This window comes from Saccharothrix stipae, from assembly GCF_054781895.1.
Map to the genome: position 1 here is coordinate 688,614 of NZ_BAAGTN010000017.1, position 25,805 is coordinate 714,418.

At 71.6% G+C, this 25,805-nt stretch carries 23 protein-coding genes and 1 tRNA gene; 11 read left to right on the top strand and 13 right to left on the bottom strand.

Annotated features, from left to right (window positions below; all coding sequences use genetic code 11):
- Window positions 1-43 precede the first annotated feature (43 nt).
- Window positions 44-1,318 carry an alginate O-acetyltransferase AlgX-related protein gene (locus ACYVLT_RS31360; protein ID WP_461123756.1) on the top strand — a complete coding sequence of 425 codons (1,275 nt, stop codon included), beginning with the start codon at window positions 44-46 and terminating at the stop codon, window positions 1,316-1,318.
- On the opposite strand, the gene ACYVLT_RS31365 is transcribed toward ACYVLT_RS31360, so the two are convergent.
- The 6 genes from ACYVLT_RS31365 to ACYVLT_RS31390 form a co-directional block, all read right to left on the bottom strand.
- On the bottom strand, window positions 1,315-3,153 hold the full coding sequence (locus ACYVLT_RS31365) for an acyltransferase family protein (protein WP_461124163.1): 1,839 nt from the start codon (window positions 3,151-3,153) through the stop codon (window positions 1,315-1,317). The two genes, ACYVLT_RS31360 and ACYVLT_RS31365, sit on opposite strands and share 4 nt — an antisense overlap.
- The gene (locus tag ACYVLT_RS31370) at window positions 3,150-4,265 is read right to left on the bottom strand and encodes an acyltransferase family protein (RefSeq protein ID WP_461123757.1); all 1,116 of its coding nucleotides are present in this window, start codon (window positions 4,263-4,265) and stop codon (window positions 3,150-3,152) included. The genes ACYVLT_RS31365 and ACYVLT_RS31370 overlap by 4 nt, the downstream gene beginning before the upstream one ends.
- On the bottom strand, window positions 4,262-5,251 hold the full coding sequence (locus tag ACYVLT_RS31375) for a hypothetical protein (RefSeq protein ID WP_461123758.1): 990 nt from the start codon (window positions 5,249-5,251) through the stop codon (window positions 4,262-4,264). The genes ACYVLT_RS31370 and ACYVLT_RS31375 overlap by 4 nt, the downstream gene beginning before the upstream one ends.
- Window positions 5,244-5,888, bottom strand: coding sequence for a hypothetical protein (locus ACYVLT_RS31380; RefSeq protein ID WP_461123759.1), 645 nt, complete (start codon window positions 5,886-5,888; stop codon window positions 5,244-5,246). The genes ACYVLT_RS31375 and ACYVLT_RS31380 overlap by 8 nt, the downstream gene beginning before the upstream one ends.
- A gap of 93 nt (window positions 5,889-5,981) precedes the next feature.
- Complete coding sequence (locus tag ACYVLT_RS31385; RefSeq protein ID WP_461123760.1) at window positions 5,982-9,677, bottom strand: FkbM family methyltransferase; 3,696 nt, start codon at window positions 9,675-9,677, stop codon at window positions 5,982-5,984.
- Entirely contained in the window at window positions 9,670-10,776 is a 1,107-nt protein-coding gene (locus ACYVLT_RS31390; RefSeq protein WP_461123761.1) for a hypothetical protein, read from the bottom strand. Before ACYVLT_RS31390 ends, ACYVLT_RS31385 begins: the two co-directional genes overlap by 8 nt.
- A 208-nt stretch (window positions 10,777-10,984) precedes the next feature.
- Here ACYVLT_RS31390 and ACYVLT_RS31395 point away from each other — a divergent pair, with 208 nt between their 5' ends.
- Window positions 10,985-14,164 carry an NACHT domain-containing protein gene (locus ACYVLT_RS31395; RefSeq protein ID WP_461123762.1) on the top strand — a complete coding sequence of 1,060 codons (3,180 nt, stop codon included), beginning with the start codon at window positions 10,985-10,987 and terminating at the stop codon, window positions 14,162-14,164.
- A gap of 57 nt (window positions 14,165-14,221) precedes the next feature.
- Window positions 14,222-15,163, top strand: a complete 942-nt coding sequence (locus ACYVLT_RS31400; RefSeq protein WP_461123763.1) for a glycoside hydrolase family 6 protein — start codon at window positions 14,222-14,224, stop codon at window positions 15,161-15,163.
- Window positions 15,164-15,245: 82 nt separating this feature from the next.
- Here the strand turns inward: ACYVLT_RS31400 and ACYVLT_RS31405 are convergent, their stop codons facing one another.
- Both ACYVLT_RS31405 and ACYVLT_RS31410 read right to left on the bottom strand, forming a co-directional pair.
- Window positions 15,246-15,365 carry a type II toxin-antitoxin system YoeB family toxin gene (locus ACYVLT_RS31405; protein ID WP_461123764.1) on the bottom strand — a complete coding sequence of 40 codons (120 nt, stop codon included), beginning with the start codon at window positions 15,363-15,365 and terminating at the stop codon, window positions 15,246-15,248.
- Between the two features lie 45 nt (window positions 15,366-15,410).
- Complete coding sequence (locus ACYVLT_RS31410) at window positions 15,411-15,662, bottom strand: type II toxin-antitoxin system Phd/YefM family antitoxin (protein ID WP_053714615.1); 252 nt, start codon at window positions 15,660-15,662, stop codon at window positions 15,411-15,413.
- 196 nt (window positions 15,663-15,858) lie between these two features.
- On the opposite strand from ACYVLT_RS31410, the gene ACYVLT_RS31415 reads away from it, so the two are divergent.
- Window positions 15,859-17,610 carry an ABC transporter ATP-binding protein gene (locus ACYVLT_RS31415; RefSeq protein WP_461123765.1) on the top strand — a complete coding sequence of 584 codons (1,752 nt, stop codon included), beginning with the start codon at window positions 15,859-15,861 and terminating at the stop codon, window positions 17,608-17,610.
- 13 nt (window positions 17,611-17,623) lie between these two features.
- On the opposite strand, the gene ACYVLT_RS31420 is transcribed toward ACYVLT_RS31415, so the two are convergent.
- On the bottom strand, window positions 17,624-18,109 hold the full coding sequence (locus ACYVLT_RS31420) for a hypothetical protein (protein ID WP_461123766.1): 486 nt from the start codon (window positions 18,107-18,109) through the stop codon (window positions 17,624-17,626).
- A 34-nt stretch (window positions 18,110-18,143) separates the two neighbouring features.
- Between ACYVLT_RS31420 and ACYVLT_RS31425 the strand changes: the two genes are divergently transcribed.
- Window positions 18,144-18,635, top strand: a complete 492-nt coding sequence (locus ACYVLT_RS31425; RefSeq protein ID WP_461123767.1) for a hypothetical protein — start codon at window positions 18,144-18,146, stop codon at window positions 18,633-18,635.
- A gap of 45 nt (window positions 18,636-18,680) precedes the next feature.
- On the opposite strand, the gene ACYVLT_RS31430 is transcribed toward ACYVLT_RS31425, so the two are convergent.
- From ACYVLT_RS31430 to ACYVLT_RS31440, 3 genes are all read right to left on the bottom strand, one after another.
- Window positions 18,681-19,109, bottom strand: a complete 429-nt coding sequence (locus ACYVLT_RS31430) for an OsmC family protein (RefSeq protein WP_461123768.1) — start codon at window positions 19,107-19,109, stop codon at window positions 18,681-18,683.
- Window positions 19,110-19,232: 123 nt separating this feature from the next.
- A tRNA-Gly gene (locus ACYVLT_RS31435) sits at window positions 19,233-19,305 on the bottom strand.
- A gap of 13 nt (window positions 19,306-19,318) precedes the next feature.
- Window positions 19,319-19,729, bottom strand: coding sequence for a DUF7674 family protein (locus ACYVLT_RS31440; protein WP_461123769.1), 411 nt, complete (start codon window positions 19,727-19,729; stop codon window positions 19,319-19,321).
- 248 nt (window positions 19,730-19,977) lie between these two features.
- On the opposite strand from ACYVLT_RS31440, the gene ACYVLT_RS31445 reads away from it, so the two are divergent.
- The 5 genes from ACYVLT_RS31445 to ACYVLT_RS31465 all read left to right on the top strand — a co-directional run bounded on the left by ACYVLT_RS31445 (window position 19,978) and on the right by ACYVLT_RS31465 (window position 24,607).
- A complete protein-coding gene (locus tag ACYVLT_RS31445) occupies window positions 19,978-21,360 on the top strand; it encodes a sigma-70 family RNA polymerase sigma factor (protein WP_461123770.1) in 1,383 nt (460 codons plus the stop codon).
- A gap of 86 nt (window positions 21,361-21,446) precedes the next feature.
- On the top strand, window positions 21,447-21,881 hold the full coding sequence (locus ACYVLT_RS31450; protein WP_461123771.1) for a DUF983 domain-containing protein: 435 nt from the start codon (window positions 21,447-21,449) through the stop codon (window positions 21,879-21,881).
- 27 nt (window positions 21,882-21,908) lie between these two features.
- Complete coding sequence (locus ACYVLT_RS31455) at window positions 21,909-22,772, top strand: DNA-formamidopyrimidine glycosylase family protein (RefSeq protein WP_461123772.1); 864 nt, start codon at window positions 21,909-21,911, stop codon at window positions 22,770-22,772.
- Window positions 22,773-22,863: 91 nt separating this feature from the next.
- Window positions 22,864-23,124 (top strand): hypothetical protein, encoded by a 261-nt coding sequence (locus tag ACYVLT_RS31460; RefSeq protein WP_461123773.1) that lies wholly within the window; start codon window positions 22,864-22,866, stop codon window positions 23,122-23,124.
- A gap of 223 nt (window positions 23,125-23,347) precedes the next feature.
- Window positions 23,348-24,607: a sensor histidine kinase gene (locus tag ACYVLT_RS31465; protein ID WP_461123774.1), complete on the top strand. Its 1,260-nt coding sequence runs from the start codon at window positions 23,348-23,350 to the stop codon at window positions 24,605-24,607.
- A gap of 33 nt (window positions 24,608-24,640) precedes the next feature.
- Here ACYVLT_RS31465 and ACYVLT_RS31470 read toward each other — a convergent pair whose 3' ends face one another.
- Entirely contained in the window at window positions 24,641-24,808 is a 168-nt protein-coding gene (locus ACYVLT_RS31470) for a hypothetical protein (RefSeq protein ID WP_360448394.1), read from the bottom strand.
- Window positions 24,809-24,880: 72 nt separating this feature from the next.
- Here ACYVLT_RS31470 and ACYVLT_RS31475 point away from each other — a divergent pair, with 72 nt between their 5' ends.
- A complete protein-coding gene (locus ACYVLT_RS31475; RefSeq protein ID WP_461123775.1) occupies window positions 24,881-25,747 on the top strand; it encodes a S49 family peptidase in 867 nt (288 codons plus the stop codon).
- Window positions 25,748-25,805: the final 58 nt, after the last annotated feature.

Here is a 25,805-nt window from a genome sequence, read left to right on the forward strand (position 1 = left end):
GAACCACGAACGAGCGACATGCGTGCCGGCTAGGCTGTTCGGCGTGAGCATCGACCCGCCCAAGAGCCTCCCGGCGGTGCCCGAGTCGCTGCTCCCCCGCGAGCACGCCCTCTACCGGCCCCGGCACAGCAGCCGCCAGCGCACCGCGCTCACCCTCGCCGTCCTCTTCTTCTGCGGGCCTGCCCTGCTGCTGCTCGTCGGGGTGCGGCCGGCGGAGTTCGAGAACCGCAAGCTCGCCGAGTTCCCGTCGGTCACCGACGGCTGGGGCTTCTTCACCGGGCTCAACGCGTGGGCGAGCGACCACGTGCCGCTGCGCGACAAGGCCGTGGCCGCCGCGAGCGGCATCAGCCGGGGCGTGTTCGGCGAGGCGCCCGACCTCGACCGGCCGCAGGACTCGGTCGGTCCGGTGGTGACGCCGAAGGACCCGTCCGCGGACCGGCCCGAGCCGACCGCGTTCGTGGACGTGATCGAGGGCAAGGACGACTGGCTCTTCCTCGGCGCGGACGTCGAGGGCGCGTGCGACCCGTTGCTGCCGATCGCGGAGGTGCACGCCCGGCTGAGCCGCCTGCGTGCCGCGGTCGAGGCGTCGGGCCGTCGGTTCCTGCTGGTCGTCGCGCCCAACAAGAGCACGATGGTGCCTGACTACCTGCCGTCGAAGTTCTACGGCAAGGACTGCTTCAACAAGGCCCGCGACGAGTTCTGGAAGGGCCTGCCCAAGACGGGCGCGCTCGACCTGCGGTCCCGGATCGAGGAGACCGCCAAGCTGACCAACCGGCTGCCGTACCCGAGGTACGACAGCCACTGGACCCACGAGGGCAGCCTGGTCATGGCGCGGGTCATCACCGACACCGTCAAGCCGGGCACGTCCAAGGGGTGGAAGGTCGTGCCGACCCAGGTGGTCGACCGCGAGGGCGACCTGGCCCCGCTGCTCGGGCGGACCGCGACGGACCCGATCCAGGCCTACGACCTCGCGCCCAACGGCAGCACGGTGCGCAGCCACGAGATCAACCCCGTGCCCGAGCCGAAGCGGTTCACCCAGCCGCCGGCGAACGGCGTGGCGACGGCCAAGGTGGGGCTGCTCGGCGACTCGTTCGCCTACTACGCGGCGCAGTACCTGGTCGCGTGCTTCACCGACCTGACGATGGTGCACGTCGAACGCCTCACCAGCAACGCCCGCGAGGTCGCCCAAGCCCTCGCGGCCACCGACGTCGTGGTGCTCGAAGCCGCGGAGCGACTGCTGGTCAGCGGGCTGGACCCGGTGCTGGCGCCGGCCGTCATCGACGTGATCGCCGAGGAGTTGGGCAAGCAGCCGCGCTAGCGGCGGTGCCCGTTCTCCTTGGCGTGGTTGGCCAGCAGGGACGCCACCGTCACCGCGGGCCCGCTGTCCTCACGCAGCCGCCGGCGCCTCGGCGCGGCCTCGTCCGGGTCCGGCTCGTCGGAGGGCCAGACGGCCGGGATGTGCTGGGTGGGGTCCTCGACCGGCCGCGGCGCCGGGGCGGGACGGGGTGCGAGCGGACGGGGCGTGAGCCGGTCCGGAACGGGTCGCGCCGGTGCAGGCCGGTCCGGCGCGGGCTGGGCCGGCATGCCGTGCGGTGGCGTGACCGTGCGCACCGGAGGCGCGGGTTGGGCCGGCATGCCGCGCGCCGGCGTGCGCGGGGGAGACGTGCGCTGGGGCGGCGCTCCCTGGAGTGGGGTGCCCTGGAGCGGAGTGCCCTGGGGCGGGGTGCTTTGGAGTGGCGTGCCCCGGGGCGGGGTGCGCGGCGTGCGCTGGGGCGGTGGAGTGCGCAACCGGTTCGGCGGTCGGACCGGCGCGATCACCACGGTGGGCTGCTCGCGCACCGGCTCCGGGTCCGACTCCTCCGGCCACCGCGCGTCCTCGGCGTCCTCGAACTCGTCCAGCTCGGCCACGTCGTCGAACTCGTCCAGCTCGTCGTGCTCGTCCTCGAACTCCGCCTCGGCCTCGGCGGCCGGCTCCGGTTCGGGCGTGGGTGCGGGCTTGCGGGACAGCCGCCGGGCCAGCGCGTGGCTCGGCTTCTCCACGAACCGGTAGCTCAGCTCCACCACGCCGAACGTCAGCGCCACCGCGAGCGGTATCGCCAGCAGCAGCGGCACGGTCGGCCGCATCAGGTCCAGCGCCACGAACGCGACCAACCCGTGCAGCAGGTAGATCGAGTAGCTGCGCTCGGACAGCGCGATCCAGATCCTGCGCTCCTTGAGCCGCGGCTCGGCGAAGTACCCGGCCATGAAGCACAGCAGCGCGAACGCGAGCGCGAGGTTGTAGGACGTGTCGAGCCGACCCAGCTCCAGGCGTTCGGCGAGCACGTACAGCGCCCACGCGATGCCCACGTAGGTCCCGCCGAGCCACAGCGGCACGCGCTTGCTCGTGGTGGCCCAGATGATCTGGCCGATGATCGGGATCGGCAGGTAGGAGACGTTCACCGCGAACAACGCCCACGAAGCGCCGAACTCGCGGGCGCTCATCATCACCACGAACACGAACGTCAGCTGGGCGCCGATGGCGAGCCACGTCCAGCGCCTCATCACCGGCAGCAGCAGCACCAGCAGGGTGTAGAAGATCACCTCGACGACCAGCGTCCACGCGACGCCGACCATCACCACCTGCGGCACGATCAGGTAGTTGACCACCAGCGAGTTGGTGATCACGGTCCACCAGGTGATCGTCGGCTCCTCGGCGCCGACCAGCGTCCGGGCGCCGAGCAGGATCACCCCGGCGGTCAGCAGCACCACGAACGTCATCGGGATGTAGACGCGGACCAGCCGGTTGAGGCCGAACCGGCGCTGGCCCTGGCGCAGCGCGATCGGCGTCACCACGAACCCGCTGACCAGGAAGAAGAACGGCACCGCGATCTGGCCGATGCCCTGCAGACCCATGTGCATCGGGTCGCTGGTGAGCGCGTCGATGAAGTCGATGCCGGGCGTCGGCCCCACCTCGCGCTTGGCGACCCACTGCTCGGCGAGGTGGCTGTAGAAGACCAGCAGCGCGGCGAGCCCGCGCCCGATGTCGATGAACGCGATGCGAACCTTCGGCGGTGCCGTCTGACCGTCCAGGGGTCCGCCCCTTCCCAGTCGCGCGACCCTCCCCGCGCAGCATGGTAACGGAAGGCTCTCGATCGGACGGCGGATCGTGATTATCCCGGGCGGTCGGTAACGCTGCGGCGCCGCTCCCAGCGGCGGATCGCCCGATCGGCGGGCATCTCGACCAACCGGTGCAGCACCTCGGCCGCCAGGAACGTCACCGCGAGCCCGATGAGCACCACCAGGTTCTCGTCCAGGTAGGGCATCAGGGTGTCGAAGACCGGGTAGATGGCGCACACGTGCACCAGGTAGATCGCGTACGTGCGCTTGGCCCACGCCCTGACGAACGCCGACCGGCTGACGCGGTCCTGCGCCTTCATCAGCAGCACGACCACGAGCACCGCCAGCAGCACCGTGCGGGGCACGCCGTCGCCCTGGAACGTGAGGCCGAGCTTGTCCGCCCAGACCAGCAGCAGGAAGTGGACCGAGCCGATCGCCACGCCCGCCACCGGGTCGACCCGCCCGGAGTGCACCAGCGAGATCAGCTGACCCAGGCACAGGACCGGGAGGTAGGTGGCGAACCCGGTGAAGTGCGCGCCGAAGAACTCGTTGTGCGGCGCGGCGAGCAGCGTCAGGCAGCACAGCGCGGCGATCACGAGCGGCGGCACCCAGGCCCGCTTGCGCAGCAACGGGATCGAGAGCGCCACCAGCACGTAGAAGAGGACCTGCACGCGCAGCGTCCACGTGATGGCGAGCAGCGCGACGTCCGGTTCCGCGAAGCCGTTGCCCAGCACCATGCCGAGCAGCAGCTTGTCCACCCCGAGCGGGCCTTCCCAGACCCGTGAGATCCGCAGCCCGAAGTTGATCAGGCACCAGCCGATGAACGTGACCACGAACAGCAGCGGCGCGAGGCGGGTCAACCGGCGGCGCAGGAACTGGCCCGGTGTCTCGCGGTTGGTCACGTGCGTGACCACGACACCGCTGACCACGAAGAAGAACGCGACGCCGACGAACGAGATCCAGGGGTGCAGGTGCAGCGTGTCGGCGCTGACCCACGCGGTCACCGTCCACGCCCACCACCCCTCCCCGACGCCGGCGAACCAGGCGAGCACGTGGGTGAAGACGACCGCGCACGACGCGATGACCCGCAGCAGGTCCAGGCCGTGCAGGTAGTCGGTGCGCTTGGCCCGCGCGGTCTTGGGCGGCTGCTCCAGCTCGGTCGTGCTCATGCCGGACGCCTCCTGTCCCGGTGCAAGACGCGCTGCGAGCCGACGTGCAGCAGCTCGGCGGCGAGGCACGTGCACGCCAACGAGATCGGGATGGCCACCACCGCCGGGACCACGGGGTGCTGCACGCCCAGCACCGCGTACCCCACCACCGGGATCGACACCAACAGCGGCAGTGCCCGGCTGTCCAACCAGCGGACGAGCCGCGTCGCGGCGAGGGACGCGCCCCTCGGCAGCGCGATCAGGAACAGCAGCAGCGCGTAGACGCCGGTCAGCGGGCGCCAGAACGCGGCGGTCCCGGGGAGCACCCGTTCCGCGAGCACCAGGAGCCCGAGGCACAGCAGGCCGAGCACCAGGGCGTGCCGCCGGAACAACAGCTCGGTGCGCAGCAGCCAGGCGAGCTGACCGAGCGTCACCAGCGGCACGAGGGCGGCGACCAGGCCGATCACCCGCGGCACGTCGTGCTCACCGGTCGAGGCGGCCCACCCGCCCGCGAGCACGAGCAGGCACACGACCTCCAGCTGCACGAACACGGCCAGGCCGGGGAACCGGTGTTGCAGCGGCAGCAGCACCAGCACGACGAGCGCGAACAGCGCCACCGCGGCCACCGGCGTGGTGATCGCCGGGTCGACCAGCGGTTGCGCGCCGACGGCCAGGAGCAGCGCACCCACCGCCACGGCCACCACCAGCGGCGGGAGACCCCGGCGCGCCAACCGCGCCGCGAACGCGAGCCGGCCCGGACCCGCGGCGCCGGCGATCCCGCCCACCCCGAACCCGGCGACCATCAGCAGCAGCGCGACACCGAGGAACCCGAAGTCCTCGCCGACACCGGTCGGTCGGTTGACCCAGTTGCGGATCGCCAGGAGCAGGTCGGGCGACTGGTCGTGCCGGGTGAGCCACAGCCCGACGAGGTAGCTGTAGGCGACCAGGCACACGGCGGCGGCGGTCACCACGCTGACCCCGGCGACCCGGGTGCGTCTGTCATCCATCGGCGGGCAGCGCCCCGAGCTGCTTGGCGAGCAGACCGCCGAACCCGGCCAGGTCCGCGGGCGTCCGCGCGTTCAACTCGACCCGGACCACCAGGTCACCGTGGACGTAGTGGGCGCGCGCCGTCGACCGCCCGTCCGGATCGTCGTCCGGTTCGGGCACGAACTCCACGAGCCGGGTGACGCCGTGCTCGGCGGGCGTGCGCCAGAGGCCGAACGAGACCTGCAACTCGTCGAGCTCGTCGGCGGCCCGCAGCGCGGCGTCCCGGTCGGCCAGCCGGACCACCGCGACCAGGAGGCGACCCTCGGGGAGCTTGGACGACACGGTCAGCCGCGCCGCGCCCGCCCCTTCCCGGGTGAAGATCTCCACCTCGGACGGGTTGAGGAAGCCGAGCTTCTGGACGTCCCGGAAGGACAGCACGTGGTCGTAGTACTCGGTGCCCGAGTCGAAGTCGGCCAGCGCGAGCCGCGGCGCGGGGCGGCGACCCTCCTCGCCGACGAGCGGGACGTTGCGCGCGTTGTCCGGCAGCGGTGGCGCGCCGAACAGCGCGAGGCCGCCGAGGCTGACGCCCGCGAGCAACGCGATGATCAGCAGGGTGCTGGGCACGGAGGTGCGCGACGGCGTCCGACGGTCGGACACGGCACCTCCTCACCAGGACGCGGCCCCCGCCGGTGGCGGGAGCCGCGTCGATTGTAGGTGAGGATTTTTCTCGTCAACCCCGGAAAGCTCAGGTCAGAGTGGGCGAAGCCACAGTGTGATGAAGCCGGTGTCGACCGCTTCCGCCTGCCGCACCAGGTCCTCGTCGACTTGTTCGGCCTCCGGGTCGGCGCCGAGCGGCACGGGCGCGTACCCCATCTTGCGGTAGCCGAGGAGCACCTGGAGCGGGTCGTCGCCGAGCTCGGTGATCGCGCTGGGGCAGAACTCGCACACCACGTGCGGCCGGTCGCGTTCCAGCACGGCGGTCAGCCCGGCGAGCGCGCGGTGGTCGCGACCCTGGAGGTCGACCTTCACCAGCGTGACGCGGCGGTCGGTCACCTCGGGCCTGCCGTCGAGCCGGACCGCGGGGATCACCACGCCGCCCGCCGCCTCGTCGGACAGCTCGTGCGCCCGGTGGTCGCCGCTGTTGTCGTCCTGGGCCTGCACGAGGCGGATGCTGCCGTCCTCGTCCCAGGCCGCGACCGGCAGCACGTCGACGATCCGCGCGCCCTCCGGCCCGAGGTTGGCCACCACGTTGCGGCGCAGGTACTCGGCGTTGACCGGGTTGGCCTCCACCGCGACGACCGACGTGACGCCCTCGGTCCGCTGGAGCAGGCGCAGCGTGTGGTAGCCGACGTGCGCGCCGATGTCGAGGAACGTGCCGTCGCCCACCAGCCCGGCCATCAGGTCGGCCTCGTCGACCTCCCACGACCGGTGGTAGGCCAGCCACGGCAGCACCACGTTGTCGACGGGCAGCAGCAACGCGCCCGCGTCGCACACCACCACGTCGGCACCGGCGGGCACCGGAGCGTGCCGCAGCCGGGCCGTGTCCTGCACCGCGCCCAGCGCCCGGGCGAGCTCGGCGATCCGCTGCTCGTCACCGTCGAGCCGCCGGTCGCGCTCGGCGAACCGGCCGAACGTGGTGCGCTCGTCGTCCTCCAGCCGCGACCACACCCGTTCCAGGGTGGTGTCGAGCTGCTTCTCCAGGTTCGTCACGCTCGACGCGGTGTCCTGCACGGCGGTGCGGAACTCGTCCTGCACGGCGGCCAAGCGGGTCTTGAGGCCCTCGTTCGCCCAGCGCGTCGACTCGACGTTCGACTCGACCGCTTCCAACCGCGCCACCACGCCGTGCAGCGTGTCCTCGACGCCGCCGACGAGCGTGCCCATCACCTTGCGCTGGTGCACGTCGTAGTGGTCGATGGCGCGCAGCACGGCCTTGCGCAGCGCGGGCGCCAGCGGCGTGCGCGACGCGGTGCCCACCTCGGCCCGCCACAGCAACGCCTGCTTCGACTCGCGCAACGGCCGCAGCAGGTCCGCGCCGGGCAGCTCGGCCCGGTAACCGGCGCCGCCGCTGCCCCGCCAGCTCTCGTGCGCCGCGCGCAGCTGCTCGGCCATCCAGTCGGCGGCCTTGGCCACCGACCTGGTGCGCAGGATGTGCTCACGCGCCGCGCGACCGCGGCGGGCGGCCTCGGCCGGGTTGTCCGCGACCTCGCGCATGGCGCGTGCGGCGGCGTCCAGGTCCGGCTCGGCCCACATCGCGGTGGCCGGGTACGGGTGGTTGCCCGGACCGACCGGCACCAGCCGGTGCGGCACCGGCCAGCCCGTCGTGGCGTCCAGGAACTCCGCGGTGCTGGAGTAGTCGGTGGAGATCACCGGCATGGCCCGCGCCATCGCCTCGGCCACGGTGAGGCCGAAGCCCTCGCTGCGGTGCAGCGAGACGTAAGCGCTGCTCGACGCGTACAGGTCGTCCAGCTCGCGCACCGACAGGTACCGCTCGACCAGCTCGATCCGCGGGTCGTCCATGATCTTGACCCGCAGCCGCTCGGCGGTGTGCGGGTTCTTGTCGCCGTTGATCGCCTTGAGCACCAGGCGCACGTCGTCGCGGCCCTCGAACGCCCGCTGGAACGCCTCGACCAGGCCCCACGGGTTCTTGCGCTGGCCGATGCTGAAGAAGTCGAACGCGAACAGGAACCGGACCGGGTCGCCGGGACGGCGTTCGGGCCTGCTCACCGCGCCGGGGTCGCGCACCGGCACCGGGATGGCCTTGACCGGGACCGACGTGTGCTTGGCGATGGCGTCGCGGCAGAACTCGCTGACCGTCCACACCTCGTCGACCAGGTCGAACGCGTGGTGCATCTCGCCGGGGAACTCCTCCAGCTCCCACGCCCACAGGCCGATGCGGTACCGGTGGTGGCCGACCTGGGGCTGGTGGTCGAGCACCGCGCGGGTCTGGTCGGCGTTCACGCACAGCAGGCTGATCGGGAACCGCGGCTGCCCGACGGTGCCCGGCTCGGCCAGGCCCGTGCGGTTGGACACCAGCTGGTCCTCGACCACCGAGACGACCGGCACACCGGACTCGCGGATCGCGTCGTGCACCAACCGGGCCATCTCGCCGACACCGAGCTCCGCGGTCAGGTAGCCGACCACGTTGACGCCGAAGTCCGGCGTCGGCTCCGCGGGCTCGACCGGCTCGGCGGGCAGCGCCCACGCGGGCAACGACGCCTCGGTCACCCCGGAACTCGCGCACCAGGAGCGGAACGGGCCGGCGTCCCGGCTGTGCGGCAGCGGGAACGCGGTCCTCAGGTCGGGGCGCGAGTCCCACACCGCCTGCACGAGACGGCTCAGCGTGGTGCCGACGGGCGCGTCGTCCGGCGGACCGGCGAGCCACCGGCGCAGCGCCGCGCCACCGTCGGAGTCGAACGCGTGCGGCGGCACGACGACGGCCCGGGTGCCCGGGTCCTTGCGTTCGGCCTTGACCCACGCGTCGCGGTACAGGGTGCGCATGGCCGGGCTGATCTTCGTGCCGTCGGCCATCTTCGCGAAGCCGTACGGGATCGACTCCAGCGTCTCGGCGTAACCGTTGCGCTGCAAGGACGCGCGGTAGGCGTCGCACAGCTCGCGGACCGCGGGGTGCTCGGACAGCACCACGCGCGGCCGGTTCGGCGTGTGGTGGGACAGCAGCCACGGCTTCTCCGGCCGGTAGCCGCTGTAGTGGAAGAACCGCAGCCGGTGGCCGCCCGCGGTCAGCACGCCGTCGGCGTCGCGTGCCACCGGGCGCTCGTGGATGTTCCAGTAGGCCACGTTGAAACCGGGGTCGCGCAGCACGGTGTTGCCGAACAGCGCGGGCACCTGGTCCACCCACCGCTGGTCGGTGAACAGCTGCTTCTCCGGCGCCACGATCGCGTCGTGGCGCAGGCGCTCGGCCCAGAAGTCCAGGAACGGTTCGGAACCGGGACCGGTGGCCACGAAACCGAGGTTGAAGATCCCGGCGCCCATGATCGCGGCTTCGCTGGGGTCCTTGCCGTCGCGCGGCAGCGGGGTGAGGAAGTGCGGCGTGAGCACGATGCCGTGCGCGAGCGCCAGCTCCTCCAGCTCCGGCATCGGGGCGAAGACCTCGATGTCCGGGTCCAGGTAGATCACCACGTCGGCCTGCGAGCGCAGCTCGCGCAGCAGGTACGGCTTCACCGCCGTGGCCAGTTCGGTGATGTTGTAGGCCGTGGCCATGCGCAGGTAGTCGTCCGCGTCGATCCCGGTGGCCTCCGGGCCGACCGTGCGCAGCCGCCCCTGCCGCTCGCCGGAGCCGCGCGGCGCGTCGATCACCGCGATCACGAACTCGTGATCGGGGTGGTGCTTCAGGTAGGACGCGGCGAGGACGCGCGCGGCGGGCATGTAGTTGCGGGCGACGACGGTGCACGCGGTCACGGCACCGCCGTCGTTGCGCGGGTCAGCCATCTGCGGGGAGCACCTCGAGCTCGGCGTCGAGGGCCTCGTCGAAGCCCTTGCGGGCGGCGGCGAGGGAGGGCGCGGCGACGTCGACCCGGATGATCAGGTCCTTGCTGCTGTAGTGGCCGCGGACCCGGGCGTTCTGCCCGTCCTTCGCGTCGACCTGGCCCGCCATCACGCCGGCGGGGGCGTCGGTGACCTGCGCCATGCCGTTGTTGATCTGGGTGTTGTGCAGGCCGAGCGCGCCGGCGGCGGCCGCCGCGGCGTCGGTGCACTGCACGATCAGGATGATGCCCCGGGAGCCGTCGTCCAGGGTGAACTGGGCCAGCTTGGTCTTGGTCGCGCCCGCGGTGGTGTAGAGCGCGGCCTCCGAGTCCAGCAGGTACTTGAGGTTCGGGACCGCGGTGAAGTCGGTCACCGCCTTGTTCGTGCTCACCTTGCCAGGGACCTCGCCGATCGGCAGCGGGTCCGGCGGCGGCTGCGACGTGGTGGTCGTCGTGGCCCCGCCGCTCTGGGTCGGGTCGGCCACGGGCGTCGAACCGCCGCGACCCCAGATCCAGTAGGCGCCGAACGCGATGCCCGCGAGCAGCACGACGGCCAGGACGATGCCGATGACCTTGCCCTTGCCGCTGCCGCTGTCGTCGAAGACCTCGGGGCCCTGCGCGATCCAGCTCGGGTTGGCGTCGCCGACCGGGCTGTAGCTGTCGCCACCCCACGGCGGCGTGCTCGACGGCGGACCGGACTGCCAGCCGCCCTGCTGCGGCGGCATCTGCTGCTGCTGCTGCGGTGCGATCGGCGTCACGTACTGGGTGCGGTCGGCGTCCGCCGGCCGCTGGCTCACGACCTGCGTCTTGTCCGGGTTGGCCTGGTGGGCGCCGGGCGTGACGATCTGGGTCGCGTCGGGGTTCGGGTTCGGCTGCGACGGCGGCACCGCGTCCCAGCGCACCGGCGGTGCGAACGGGCCGCTGTTGGGCTGCGCCGGTGCGGCCGGGCCGCCACCCGAGGCGGCGGCGAGGAGTTCATCCCGGCGACGGCGGTAGTCGTCGGCACTGATCCGACCCTCCGCCAACGTGCGGTCCAGCTCTGCCAGGTCCTCTTGCCAGGACATTCCGCTCCTCCAGGGGTTGCCGCGCGAGCGCCATTGTTGCTTATGCGCTCCGGGGCGGTGCGGGCATCCGGCACTTGTGATGTGGTCGTTGCCGGCCGTTGGTTCCTCCGGGTGCGCAAGGCCACCCGAACAGCACGTGGACCTCGGGACCCGCGATCCGGCCCCGATCCTCCCCTGGCGTGGCACGGAGCTCGTACGCTGCGGAGTCGTGTTACGCACGCACCCGTCGTTGACGTTCCAGGGCGCCCTGCGCATCCTCGGCAAGTACGAGCCCCGGGGCATCGGGGTGCTGGACAAGGCGCTCGGTGGCGCGATCCTCGGCGCCGGAGCGGTCGCGCTCGGTGGGGCGGCGTTGGTGCCCTTGGCCCTGGTCACGCCCCTGTGGGGCTGGGTGGACCAGAAGAACGAGGCGGTCGGGCTGCTGCGGTCGCTCGCGCAGGGGCTGTCGGACCGGCTCATGGGCGTGCACGGGCTGGAGCGGCGCGAGCTGATCGCCGCCGCGCACAGCACGATCGTGGCGAGCGCGTTTTTCGAGGTGTTCGAGGAGTACGTCGGCTCGAAGCGGTTGAAGCGGCTGGCGATCACGGCCCGGGAACGCCACAACCTCGTGACCGGGGCGGAACCCGACAAGTCGGTCGCGTTCCTGCTGAAGGCCGAGATCCCGCACCCGTCCCCGGCGCGCGGTTTCCACGAGAACCTGCCCCACGTGCAGACGTGGGTCGAGGAGCTGGCGGATCGGACGCACGACTTCCTCGACGGCCTCGCCGAGTGGCCCGGCGACTCGGTGCGGTACGTGGCCCACGTGATCGCGGAACGAACGGTCGAGCGGTACGCGTCCCGGTACCTCGAACTGGCCGCGCGGGTGCCCGAGTTCCTCATCTGGTCCACGCACGGCGAGCACGCGGCGACGCGGGCGGTGGTGCGGGCGGCCGACGAGTCGGTCCGGGTGGCGCTCGCCGCGCAGGGCGACGCGCTGGCCCGGGTCGAAGCACTGCTCGACCTGGTCGCCGGACGCGTGGCGCACGGCGAGCAACCAGGCGTCCTGCGCCGGGCCAACCAGGGCGTGCTCGCGCTGCCCGTCGTGCCGAACGACGTCGAGCGCTACGGCGCCGACGTCACGTTCCCGACCATCGGGAAGGTCTTCGTCACCCCGCGCTACCGGATCGCCGCGGCGTCGTCCCAGAGCCGCCCGGCCGACGAGCACTGGTGGGGTGGCCGGCCGGTGCTGGCCGACCTCGACGTGATGATGGCCGGCCACCTCATGTCACCGGACGCGACCCGCCTGCCCCTGCTCGTGCTCGGCCACCCCGGTGCCGGCAAGTCGTTGCTGACGAAGGTGCTCGCGGCACGCCTGCCGGCCGCCGACTACACCGCGGTCCGCGTGCCCCTGCGCAACGTCGGGGCCAACGCGCCGATCCTGGACCAGGTGCAACAGGCGCTCGACCTGGCCACGAACCGCCGCGTCCGGTGGCACGAGCTGACCGACCAGAGCGTCGACACCGTCCGGGTCGTGCTGCTGGACGGCCTGGACGAGCTGCTGCAAGCCGCCCGGCACGACCGCGGCGGCTACCTCCAGCAGGTGGTGGAGTTCCAGCGGATCGAGGCCGAGCAGCACCGGCCGGTCGTGGTCGTGGTGACCTCGCGCACCGTCGTCGCCGACCGGGTCGACATCCCAGCCGACGTCACCGTGGTGAAGCTGGAGGATTTCACCGAGTCGCAGGTCAGGGCATGGCTGCGGGCCTGGCGGGAGGCGAACGCGAGCGCGATCGCGGCCGGGCGGGTGCGGGCGCTGACCGAGGACGAGGCGCAGAACCAATCGGTCCTCGTGCGCCAGCCGCTGTTGTTGCTGATGCTCGCGCTCTACGCGGCGGACCCGGCGGCGCCGAAGATCCGCCGCGACCTCACGGGGTCCGCCCTGTACGAGCGGATCTTCGACAACTTCGCCCGCCGGGAGGTGCGCAAGCGCGCCGCCGAGCCGTTGTCGCCCGAGGAGCTGGAACGGGGCGTGCGGGACCAGGTCCGCCGCTTGTCGGTGGCCGCGCTGGCCATGTTCAACCGGGGCGTGCAGCACCTGCGGGAAGACGAGCTCCAGGCGGACCTGGAGGCGTTGGGCGTGGTGCCCGCGGACGCACGCGGTGATCGCCACGGGAAGCGACTGCTGGGCGAGTTCTTCTTCGTCCACACGGCGGAGGCGAACTTAGGCCACCACACCGAACGGGCCTACGAATTCCTGCACGCCACCTTCGGCGAATACCTGGTGGCGCACTTCGCGGTCAACGTCCTGCTGGACGTGGCCGCGAGCGCGTACGGCGGCAACCGGGAGGCGCGCGAGCCCGACGACGACCGGCTCTTCGCGATCCTCTCGCACCAGGTGTTCACGTCCCGCTACTCGGTCGTGAAATTCGCGATGGAAATGCTGCACGACCAAGTCACGGCCGAGGAACGTGCGAACGTGCGCGAAGTCCTGTTCTCCCTGCTGGCCTCCTATCGCCGGCGACGTGATTCGCCGCGGTACGCGTCCTACCGCCCGACGCGGGTCGACCACGTCCGGCAGTTGGCCACCTACTCGGCGAACCTGGTGGTGCTCGCCGCCGCCGTCTCGACCGAGGTGCCGCTCACGGTCTTCGGCGATCCGGACGAGGCGCCGGATGTGTGGCGGTCGACCGTGGACCTGTGGCGGTCGGGCCTGTCGCAGGACGGGTTGCCCACCGTTCTCACTTGGTTGAAGCCGACCGATGCCGGCGTCGCGTGGTCCGATTGGCCGTATCAGATCACCGGCCCCGGGTGGACGGAGTACGCGCTGGCCCGCCTCGTCGGCGACGACGTCCAGGCGAAGCGAATGCTGTACGGGATCGCCGTCGCGGAGGGCCAGGCGCTCTACGACGAGGACGCGTGGGCCGACTCGATGGCCAGTTGGCTGGTCCCGCTCAACGGGGGGCACCACGTCCTCGGGAGGATGCACCCACCACCACCCGGCACCCCCGACGAGGACGTGCGCTGGATCGCGGGCTTGATCACCGACCTGATCGGGGTCAATTCGCCGTACGTGCCGGATGCGGCGTTGGCCGAGTGGGTCCGCTTTCTGCTGCGGGAATTCCCGAAGGTGTACCGGCCCGACCCCCGTGCCTTGTTGCGCCTGGCCTACTTCCACCCGCACATCTTCATCGAGCACCGCGACCTGCACGACCCGGCCCTTTTCGTCGACCTGCCGGAGGAGGCGAAGGTCGTCCTGGCGTCGGTGGCCGCAAAAGGTGCCGGCGACAAGCGGATCGACGCGAGGTGGGACAGGGTGACCCGGCGGATCCTGGGCGAGGTGTTGCCGGCCGTCGGCGTCGACACGGACCGCGTCGACGCGGTCGTGCGGGCGTTGGTCGGACCGCTGCGTTGACCGGAGTGCTTTGATCGGGTGAGCCGCCGTCGCGTTCCCACGCAGGAAGGACCGTCAATGCGCTTGACCGCGACAGTGCTCGCCCTGCTCGCCGCGCTGGTCGTCCCGGGCCAGGCCCACGCGGCCAGTCCCATCGGCATGACCAGCGGTTTCTACGTCGACCCCAACTCGAATCCCGCCGTGTGGGTGCGCAACAACCCCAACGACGGGCGCACGTCGGCCATCAGGTCGTCGCTGTCCACCAAGCCGATGGCGCGGTGGTTCGGCAACTGGAGCGGTGACATCCGCTCGGCCGTCGGCAACTACGTGGCCGCCGCCGACTCGGCCGACAAGCTGCCCGTCCTGGTCGCCTACAACATCCCCGGCCGCGACGCGTGCGGCGGGCACTCCGGTGGCGGCGCGGGCTCGCCCGAGGCGTACCGGACCTGGATCTCGAACTTCGCGTCCGCGATCGGCGCCCGGCCCGCCGTCGTGGTGATCGAGCCCGACTCGCTGGCCGACTTCAACTGCATGACGCCCGACGCCGTCTCCACCCGCAACGCGATGATCCGCTACGCCACCGAGCAGTTCCGCGACCGGGCGCCCAACACGTGGGCCTACCTGGACGCGGGCAACGCCCGGTGGGTGCCGGCGAACACCATGGCGGGCCGCCTGGACGCGGCCGGCGTGCGCAACGTCCGCGGGTTCGCGGTCAACGTCTCCAACTACTTCACGACGTCGGAGTCGGTGTCCTACGGCAACTCGGTGAACGGCTCGCTGCCCGGCTACTCGAAGGCGTTCGTGGTCGACACCAGCCGCAACGGCAACGGCTCGAACGGCCAGTGGTGCAACCCCGGTCAGCGCAGGCTCGGCGTGACCGCCCAGACCGGCGGCGGAGCGGAGATGCTGCTGTGGGTGAAGGTCCCCGGCGACTCCGACGGCAACTGCGGCACCGCGCCGAACACGCCCGCGGGCACGTTCGACCCGGAGATCGCCTACCGGTTGGTGTTCGGCTACTGACGCTCCGCCACACCGGGTGGGCGCCGTGCGGGCGCCCACCCGGCCAGGCCGAATGCGGTGGGTTGTGTCGAGTCTGTCGCCGTCACCTCGCGTAGTGGTAGCGACAGGCGGCGATCCTGATCTCGTCGCCCTCGATCTTGCACACCAGACGGTGCTCATCGGTGATCCGACGCGACCAATACCCTTGAAAGCCGTGCTTCATGCCACCAGAGGTAGTCGTCCCATGCCTCTGCGGCCCAAACGAGCTTCACTCGGCAAGCTCGCGCGGCGTCCCTCCGCCGGATTCCAACTGCTCGATGGCGTTGAGCAGCCGCCGGGCGTTCTCCGGACTCCGCAGCAGGTAGGCGGCTTCCTTGAGTGACTGGTAGTCGTCCAGTGACACGATCACAACCGGTTCGTGCCCTGCCCTGGTGATGACGACCTCTTCGCGATCGTTGATCACCGAGTCCAGAGTCTCCGCGTACTTCGCGCGGGACTCCGAGTAGGTCATCGTCTTCATCGGCCCTCCCTGCTTGTACAAGATGTACAAGCATGAGCCCTTGGTGGGCAACCGTGATTGTCGGACGGCGCACCCATCGGCGCCCACCCGGCGAGGCCGAATGCGGTGGACCGGCCACCTACGATGTGAGAGCGCTCCCCCACACGGCGCGGTGTGGGTGCCCCGTGCCCCGCCGTTCCAGGAGCCCTGTCGCCCCATGCCCCACGGTCCGCTCGACCACCGCTACCGCGGCGAGCACCCCGTCCGCACCCTCCTCTACCTCTTCCGCGAGGACCGCGCCAAGCTCGCCCTCGGCGCCGGCGCGTTCTTCGTCAAGCACAGCCCCACCTGGCTGACGCCGGTCATCACCGCCCACGTGATCGACGTCGTCGTGGAGCGCAAACCCCTCATCGGCATCTGGCTCGGCGCGGGCCTGCTGCTGGTCATGCTGGTGCTCAACTACCCGTTCGCCGTCCTCTACACGCGCTGGTGGTACGGCAGCGCGCGTCGGATGGGGATGCGGATGCGGTCGGCGCTCAGCCGGCGCATGCAGCAGCTGTCCATCGGCTACCACGCGCGGGTCAGCGCGGGGGTGTTGCAGACCAAGGTGATCCGGGACGTCGAGAGCATCGAGACCTCCACCCAGCAGGCCGGCGACCAGGGGCTCTCGGCGCTGGCGACGTTGAGCGGCGCGCTGGTCGTGATCGGGTTGAGCGCGCCCGCGTTCCTGCCGGTCTTCCTGCTCGTCGTGCCCGCGGCGGCGGTGCTGGTGATGTGGCTGCGCGGCCGGCTGCGCGCGTACAACGAGTCGTTCCGCCAGGAGGTCGAGCAGCTGTCGTCGCGGGTCGGCGAGATGACCACGCTCATCCCGATCACCCGTGCGCACGGCCTGGAGCGCACCGCCCTCAACCGCATGGACGGCACCCTGCGCCAGGTCTTCGCGGCCGGCATGAAGCTGGACGGCCTCAACGTCCGCTTCGGCGCCCTGGCCTGGATCCTGCTCAACGCCCTGGGCGTCGGGTGCCTGGCGGGCTCGGCGCTGGCCGCCTACCACGGCTGGCTCTCGGTCACGCCCGGCGACGTGGTGATGCTCAGCGCCTACTTCGCCTCCCTGACCGGCGCGGTCACCACGTTGATGAGCCTCACCCCGTTGATCAGCAAGGGCCTGGAGTCGGTGCGCTCGCTCGGCGAGGTGCTCCAGGCGCCCGACCTGGAGCACAACGCGGGCAAGGCGCAGGTCGACGTCGTGCGCGGCGGCGTGCGGTTCGAGGGCGTCGGGTTCGCCTACCCCGAGGCTGAGCGGAACTCGGTCGACGACTTCAGCCTCGACGTGCGGCCGGGCGAGACGATCGCGCTGGTCGGCGCCTCGGGCGCGGGCAAGTCGACGGTGGTCAACCTGGTCATCGGGTTCCTGCGGCCGACCCGGGGGCGCATCCTGCTCGACGGCGTCGACATGGAGTCGTTGGACCTGCGCAGCTACCGGCGGTTCCTGTCGGTGGTGCCGCAGGAGTCGATCCTGTTCGAGGGCACGATCCGGGACAACGTCACCTACGGCTTGGACGACGTGCCGGAGGACGTGGTGCGGCGAGCCCTCGCCGACGCCAACGCGCTGGAGTTCATCGACCGGCTGCCGACCGGGCTGGACACCGTGGTCGGCGAGCGCGGTGCGCGGCTGTCGGGCGGGCAGAAGCAGCGGCTGGCCATCGCCAGGGCGTTGATCCGCGACCCGCGCGTGCTCGTGCTGGACGAGGCGACCTCCGCGCTGGACGGCAAGTCCGAGGCGTTGGTGCAACAGGCGCTGGCCCGCCTGGTGCACGGCCGCACGGTGTTCGTCGTGGCGCACCGGCTGTCCACGATCCGCAACGCCGACCGCATCGTGGTGATGGACGACGGCCGGATCGCCGAGATCGGCTCGCACGACGAACTGCTCCGCTCCGGCGGCCTGTACGCGCGGGCGCAGAGCGCGTAGCCGGAGCCGCCGCTCAGTTCTTCTTGGTCAGCAGCGTGGGCCCGACGATGCGCCGCGCGATCTTGCGCAACCGGCTGCGCGGCTTGGCCGGTGGCGTCGATGCGACCTCGGGGGCCAGGGCAGGGGCCGGGGTCGGCGCGGGAGCGGGGACGGGGACGGCGGTCGGCTCGGCGACGGGTGCCGCCGGCGCGGGCGCGGCGGCCACGGGTGCCGTGGGCTTCGCGGGAGCGGCAACGGGGGCGGTGGGCTTCGCGGGAGCGGTCGTGCCGTCGACCCGTCCGTTGGCGCTGCCGTTGGCCGGACGGCCGGCCGAGCCGTTGGTGGGCAGCGTCACCGGCGGGAACTTCGTGGTGGCCGCCGCGACCGGCCTGAGGTCGGTCGCGGTCAGCGGCTCGGTGGTGGGCCAAGCGGGTTCGGGCGTGGTGGCGACGGGCTGGATGCGGACCGTGGGCGTGCCGTTGGTTCGCTGGGGCTGGGTGGGCACCTGGCTGGACGTCACGCCTCGATCTTGCCAAAGCACGCTCGGTGATCCGGTGGCGGGCGATCAGCAGAAGATGAGCCCGCACGGTCTGCGGGTCGTCGTCGTGGTCGTGCTCGTGGTGGTGGGCCGCCGGGTGGTGGTCGTGGTCGGCCGCGTGGTGGTGGTCGTCGTCACAGCCGTCGTGGTGGTGGTGGCGGTGGTGCCCGTCGTCGTGGTGGTGGTGCTGCTGGACGACGAGGAGACCGTCGTGGTGGTCGTCCTGCCGGCGGAACTGGTGCTCGACGTCGTCGTGTCGGTCCCGCCGCCCGTCCGGCTCGGCTGCTCGCTGCCCTTGACGACCACGATCTCACCGCCGTCGGCCGGTTCCAGCCCCCGCGGCGGCTTCACGACGCCCCCGTGCACCGCCAGGAGGGCGGCCACCGCCGCACCGATCAAGGCGCCGAAGGCGAGCCGGCCGGAACCACCCAACGCCGTGAGCATTCCCAACGACTACCGGCCTCACTCGTTCGGGTCAAATCCTTCGGGACATCTGGTACCGGCCTGACACTTCGGGTACCAGGCCGGTACCGGACGTCATCCGATCAGCGGGTCACGCCTGGAGGTTCGCGGTCAGCGTGATCTCGGTGCCGGTCAGCGCCTGGCTGACCGGGCAGTTGCGCTTGGCGTCCTCGGCGGCCGCCGCGAAGCCCTCGGCGTCCAGGCCGGGCACGATCGCGGTGACGGTCAGGTGGATGCCGGTGATGCCGGTGCCGGGCTGGAACGTCACCTCGGCCGAGGTGTCGACCTGCTGCGGCGGGGTGCCCGCCTGCGCCAGGCCGTGCGACAGCGCCATCGAGTAGCAGGACGAGTGAGCGGCGGCGATCAGCTCTTCGGGGCTGGTCTTGCCGTTCGCCGCCTCGGCGCGGGACGGCCAGCTCACGTCGTACGAACCGATGCCGGACGACTCCAGGGCAACGGTGCCCTTGCCCTGGAGCAGGTTGCCTTCCCAGTGAGTGGTCGCCTTGCGGGTGGTGGCCATGTCTGCAACTCCGTCTTCGACGAGGAAACCTTCGACGCCAACCTAATGGTGATCGCGGGTGCGCGGCGGATGGAGGGCAAACGAAAACGGCGAGTGCTCCATGAGCACTCGCCGTGATTCGAGAGCGGATGACGAGACTCGAACTCGCGACCCTCACCTTGGCAAGGTGATGCGCTACCAACTGCGCTACATCCGCCTGTTGCCGACAACTATAGCCCACCGTCCGACTTGGTTTCGACGGGGGGTCCCGAGCCCTCCAGCAGCCGGTCCACCTCGACCAACCGCTCTTTCGACCACCGCCACTCCCACAGCGGTCTCACCCGGTCGACGACCTCGGCGGGCAGCCACGGCGCCACCTCGTCGCGCAGCTCCCACTCGTCGAACACGTGCTCGTAGAAGCTGACCACGGACGCGTCGGACAGGAACCGCTCGGGCTGCCGGAAGCACCAGTGGGCGAAGCCGTACACGCGGCAGAGCACGTCGTGGTCGCCGTCGCGGTGCGCCTCCAGTGCGAGTTGCCACAACTCGGACAGGAACACGTGGCAGGACCAGGACTCGCGCTCGACGACGGCGCTCAGCTCGGGGAGGAGGGCGGAAGCCCTTGTGCGCCAATCGACCACGCGGCAGGAGACTACCCGTCATCGGCGCGCCCGCAGCACGGTCGGCCACCAGCTGACGCCCACCCGTGACCGGTCCGTCACCGGTTGCGAGCGGACCCGGCTGCGGCGGGCAGGCGCGCCGACTGGGCCGAACGGCCCAGTCCGTCCGTCGGTGTTCGGTATCGGGTCGCTATCACTTCGGGCCGGGACCGGCCGGCTGTGGCATCTTGACGACTGGACCACGGGCTGGGCGGGAGGTGCCGGGCGGGATGGCCGGAGATGCCGATTTCGACCGGGAACTGCTCGCCAGGGTCAGGGCGGGCGACGACGGCGCGTTCGGCGAGCTGTTCACCCGTCACGCCGACGCCGTTCGTCGGTTCGCCCTCCGGCACGTGCGTGAACACGCCGAGGCCGACGACCTGACCGCCGAGGCGTTCTTCCGGGTGCTCCAGGCGATCCGCCGGGGCAACGGCCCCACCGACCACGTCCGCACCTACCTGCTGACCGTCGCCCGCCGGGTGGCGTGGGAGTGGAGCGGACGGCGGCGGGACGTGCCGGTCGAGGACGAGGAGCTCAGCCGACGGGTCGAGCCGTTCCCGGACGTCACCGCGAACCGGCCGGAGCACGCGCTGATCTCCCGCGCGTTCACCAGCCTGCCCGAGCGGTGGCGCACGGTGCTGTGGCAGGTCGAGGTGGAGGGCGAGCGGCCGGCCGCGGTCGCGCCGAGCTTCGGCCTGAGCCCGAACGCGATGGCGGCGCTGGCCCGCCGGGCCCGCGAGGGGCTGCGGGCGGCGTACCTGCAGGCGCACCTGGCCGAGGACGTCGGGCCGCGCGCGTGCGGCTCGGTGGTCGCCAAGCTGGGCGCCTACACGGCGGGCGCCGCGCAGGGCACCGAGGGCAAGCGCATCCGCATGCACCTGCGGACCTGCTCCTCGTGCAACGCGCTGCACGCCGAGCTGGTCGAGGTGTGCTCGACGTTGCGCGCGCACGCGGGCAGCATCGCCGTGCCGGTGGCCGCGACCGCGCTGCTGGCACCGGCGGCGCTCGGGCCCGTCACGGCGGCCGGCCCGGTCGTGCTCGGCCCGGTCGCCATGGGCCCGGTCGCCGTGGGCAAGGCCGCGTGGCTCACCGGCCGGGTGAAGCTCGTGCTGGCGGCGACCGCGTCGGCCGCGGCCGTGGGGTTGTTCGGCGCGATCGCCGGGACGTTCACCGGCGCGCCCGGCCCGGCGCTGGTCCAGTCGGGCCCCGACGGCGCGCCCGGCCGGCACGTGCTGGTCCTGGGCACGACCACGGCCGTCACCGCCACCGGCACCGCGACCAGCGAGACCTCGCCGGCGCCGTCGGTCGACGCGCCGCACGTCCGGCACACCAAGGTGATGACGACGGGGCGATCGACGCCACCGGCCGCCACCTCCGCCGCCGTGCCCGTCCCGCCCGCGGTCGTGGTGCCGAGCCGCTCGTCCGCGCCGGCCCAGGAACGCGCCCTGGCGGTGGCGCCGACGACGACCACCACGTCCGATTCCCGCACGGCGCTCCTGATCACGACCACCACGACCGGCGCGCCGACGACGACCACCGGGTCGGCCAAGCCCACGGTCACGCCGACGACCGTGACGCTGCACCCGACGCCGAGCCGCCTCGAACCCGCGTAACTGCGGGTTTTCACCCACGAGGTGCAAGACTTTGCCGGTAGCGTGGACAACGCTGAGTGATCGCTCGACGTCTTGAGGAGACGGTGATGACGCGGCTGGTGCGCGGCGCTGACGGCCGGATGTGGACGGTGCGCAGTCAGATCGAGTGGCGCAACCCGTCGACGGACGAGGACTTCGAGCACGACGTGAGCGGTGGCCACGGTCCGGGCGTGCTGATGCTGGCGATCGTCATCGCCATGGGCGTCACCCTGGTCATGTGGACGCCGGCCGACGTGGTCGTGCCGTCGTGGCTGATCGTGGCGCTGGTCCTGGTGTTCCTGTTCTTCCCGGTGCGCTGGGCGGTGCGGCGGCCGTGGCTGGTGGCGGCCGAGTCGAAGAAGACCGAGGAGCTGCCGCCGGAGCGGTGGGTCGGCTCGGTGCGCGGCTTCCTGACCGTGCGCAACGAGGTGGCCAACGTGGCCCGCAAGATCGAGATGTACTCGCTGCCCGACCTGGACGGTCCGCTGCAACCGGTCGACTGATCGCGCCCGGCGGGTGACACTGGTCGGGTGCCGGAACTGCCCGAGGTCGAGGCGCTCGCCCACCACCTGCGCGAGCACGCCGTTGGACGGCGCGTGCACCGGGTGGACGTCGCGTCGTTGCAGGTGTTGAAGACGTTCACGCCGCCGTGGACCGATCTCCAGGGACGCGAGGTGACCGGCGCGGGCCGGTTCGGCAAGCACCTGGACCTCGACTGCGGCGGCCTGCACCTGGTGGTGCACCTGGCCCGGGCCGGGTGGCTGCGCTGGTCGGAGCACCTGTCGGCGGCGCCGCCCAAGCCGGGCCGCGGGCCGTTGGCGCTGCGCCTGCACCTGGGTCCGCCGGGCGAGGGGCCGGGGTTCGACCTCACCGAGGCGGGCACGAAGAAGGGCCTGGCCGCGTGGGTGGTGCACGACCCGGCGGACGTGCCGGGCGTCGCGCGGCTGGGGCCGGACGCGCTGTCGGTGACGCGCACCCAGCTGGAGGACCTGTTCGCGGGTCGCACCGAGCGGCTCAAGACCGCGTTGACCGACCAGACGCTGATGGCGGGCGTCGGCAACGCCTACTCCGACGAGATCATGCACACCGCGCGGCTGTCGCCCTACGCGACGGCGGGCAAGCTGTCCGCGGAGGCGCTGGACCGGCTGCACGGTGCGTTGATCGGCGTGCTGAACGACGCGGTGGCGCGGTCCGTGGGCCAGTCCGCGGCGACCCTGAAGGGTGAGAAGCGGTCCGGGCTGAGGGTGCACGCGCGGACCGGTCTGCCGTGCCCGGTGTGCGGTGACACCGTGCGCGAGGTGTCGTTCGCGGACAAGGCTTTCCAGTACTGCCCGACGTGCCAGACCGGCGGCAAGCCGCTGGCCGACCGGCGGATGTCGCGACTGCTCAAGTGAGTCACACGGACGAGTGGCCTGCTCCGTTCGTCGGCTGATCGTGGCCGTTCGGGGAATTCCTCCGGTATCGGATCGACTACCTGGAGGAGTTATGAACCAGCGCCTCGCCGCCGCGCTGATCGGTACCGCCATGGGGATCGCGACGTTCGCCGGCTCGACCATCGCCGTCTCGGTCGCCGAGCCGGGGCCGAAGCAACCGGAGTTGCACCAGGACCAGGTCACCAAGGTGATCTGCCGCGTGCTGGAGGAACTCGACCTGCTCGAAGACCCCAACCTGGAAGACCTCGTCAAGAAGCTGGAGTGCAAGAAGAAGGACCCGACCGAGACGACGACCACCACCAAGACGAACTGACCACGGCGGGCTGACGCCGGGCGGGGGCGGTCGGCGCTGACGCGGGGTGAGCGTCGCGGCCGCGGGTGCGACCCGGGTGATCGGGTCGCACCCACTCTCCGTGATCACAAGACCTCTTGATCACCCGATTGGGTAAGCGCTGTGCCACGGTTGCCGCCAATTCATCGGATGAACGCGTCTCGGCTCGGCGATCCCCTTGCCTATACCGCCCCCACGGAACAGCATGGACGCCGTGCGGGACCTCCTCACCGAGCGGGCTGTGCTCGGACTCATCGCGACCTTGGCCGTGCTCGGCTTGTTCGTGATGCTGTGCCGTGCCCGCCGCGTCAGCACGTCGGTCGAGGACGCCGTGATGGACATGCTGCACCGCATGTCCAAGGCGTCGGCCGACCTGCGCGAGGGCTTGACCGAGGACGCGGCGAACAAGGCGACGCCCCACCTGCGGGAGATGCTGCGGTGCGTCGCGGTCGGCATCACCGACCACGAGGGCACGCTGCTGTCGTGGGACGGCGGCGCCAACGACCACTACGAGTTCCTGCGCACCTACATCGAGCGCGCGATCGGCGAGGGCCACAAGGAGCACGTCGAGCACCGCAAGCTGGAGTGCGAGCTGCCCGGCCCGTGCTCGCTGCACAGCGCGGTGATCGTGCCGCTGGTGGTGGAGAACGACGTTGCCGGCACGTTGATCGTGGTCAGCGGGGTGGCGAACAAGCGGCAGATCCGGATGGCCGAGGAGACCGCGCGGTTCGTCTCCACGCAGCTGGAGCTGGAGGTGCTGCAGAAGTCGCGGCAGGCGTTGGCGCAGGCCGAGGTCAAGGCGCTGAGGGCGCAGATCTCGCCGCACTTCGTCTACAACGCGCTGAACACGATCTCCTCGCTGATCCGCACCGACCCGGCGCACGCGCGGGAGCTGTTGCAGGAGTTCGCCGAGTTCACCCGCTACTCGTTCCGCACCGAGGGCTTCTTCACCACGCTGGCCGACGAGCTGACCAACATCCACCGCTACCTGACCATCGAGCAGGCGCGGTACGGGCCGAGGCTGAACGTGCGGTTGAAGATCGCGCCCGAGGTGTTGCAGGTCGTGCTGCCGTTCCTGGTGCTCCAGCCGCTGGTGGAGAACGCGGTGCGGCACGGCCTGGCGCGCAAGCCCGGCGGCGGGCTGCTGACGATCATCGCCGAGGACAACGGCGCGGAAGCGCTGATCTCGGTCGAGGACGACGGCGTCGGCATGGACCCGGACCGCCTGTTCGAGGACTTGAAGGACGCCCACCAGACCGGGGCGCACGTCGGCCTCGGCAACATCAACCACCGGATGCGGGCGGTGTTCGGCGACGACTACGCGCTGGTCGTGGAGACCGCGCCGGACGCCGGCATGAAGATCATCCTGAAGATCCCCAAGTACAGCCGGGGCGTGCAGACCAACCTGCCGCTGGTGCCGCCGCGGCTGGAGGACACCACGGAACAACCCGTCGTCCGGGCCTGATCCGGCCGCCCGCGGCGTCGATTCGCGGACCGGTCAGGCCGCGGCGATCGCCAGGACCGTGACCATCATGACCGCGCACACGCCCCACGAGATCCACATCCAGTAGACGTGCATGGCGGTCGGGCCGTCGGCGTTCTTGCGCCCGCGGTCGTCCCACCACTCGACGTAGCGTTCGAGCCACCGGATCGGGTTGAACGTCACCGGTCGATGCTAGCCCTGCTCGCCGTGCTTCCCACCCACACCGGACCGGCGGCCACACGTAAGGTCGGGGGCATGAGCGTGACGGACAAGATCGCGGCCCGGCTGCCCCGGATCGTCAGCGAGCGGACCGAGCGCGGACCCGTGGTGGCCGCCGTCCGCCTGCACGGCGTGATCACGCCGACGCCGACGCCGATGGCCCGCAACACCATCAACATGCAGACCGTGGAGAGCGCGCTGACCCGCGCGTTCGAGCACGACCGGCTGGTCGCGGTCGCCCTGCTGATCAACTCGCCCGGCGGCGCGCCCACGCAGTCCGCGCTGGTCGCCGAGCGCATCCGGGAGCTGGCCGCCAAGAAGAAGGTGCCCGTCCTGGCGTTCTGCGAGGACCTGGCGGCCTCCGGCGGCTACTGGTTGGCCTGCGCGGGCGACGAGGTCTACGCGCACGGCACGTCCCTGGTGGGCTCGATCGGCGTGGTCAGCGCCGGGTTCGGCCTCAACGGCCTGATCGAGCGCTACGGCGTCGAGCGGCGGGTGCACACCGCGGGCGAGGCCAAGGTGCGCCTGGACCCGTTCAGCCCGGAGAAGCCCGAGGACGTCGAGTGGCTCAAAAGTCTTCAGGCGCAGCTGCACGAGCAGTTCGTCGACTGGGTCAAGGAGCGCCGCGGCGCGAAGCTGACGGCGTCGGACGACGAGTTGTTCAACGGCGAGGTGTGGACCGGGGCGAAGGCGGCCGAGCTGGGCCTGGTCGACGGCGTCGGCACGTTGCGCGGCGTCGTGGCCAAGCGCTACCCGGACGCCGACATCGCGATCGCCGAGCCGCGCCGCCCCCTGCTGGCCCGCCTCGGACTGGCCGGCACGACCACTCGATCGGGCGACTTCCTGGTGGAGGGGTTGGCGGCCCTGGAAGAGCGGGCGCGCTGGTCGCGATTCGGCTTGTGAGGTCACGGCCTCGCGGCCGTCCGGCAACCGGCGTAGACAGCGACCCCACCGGGTCGGC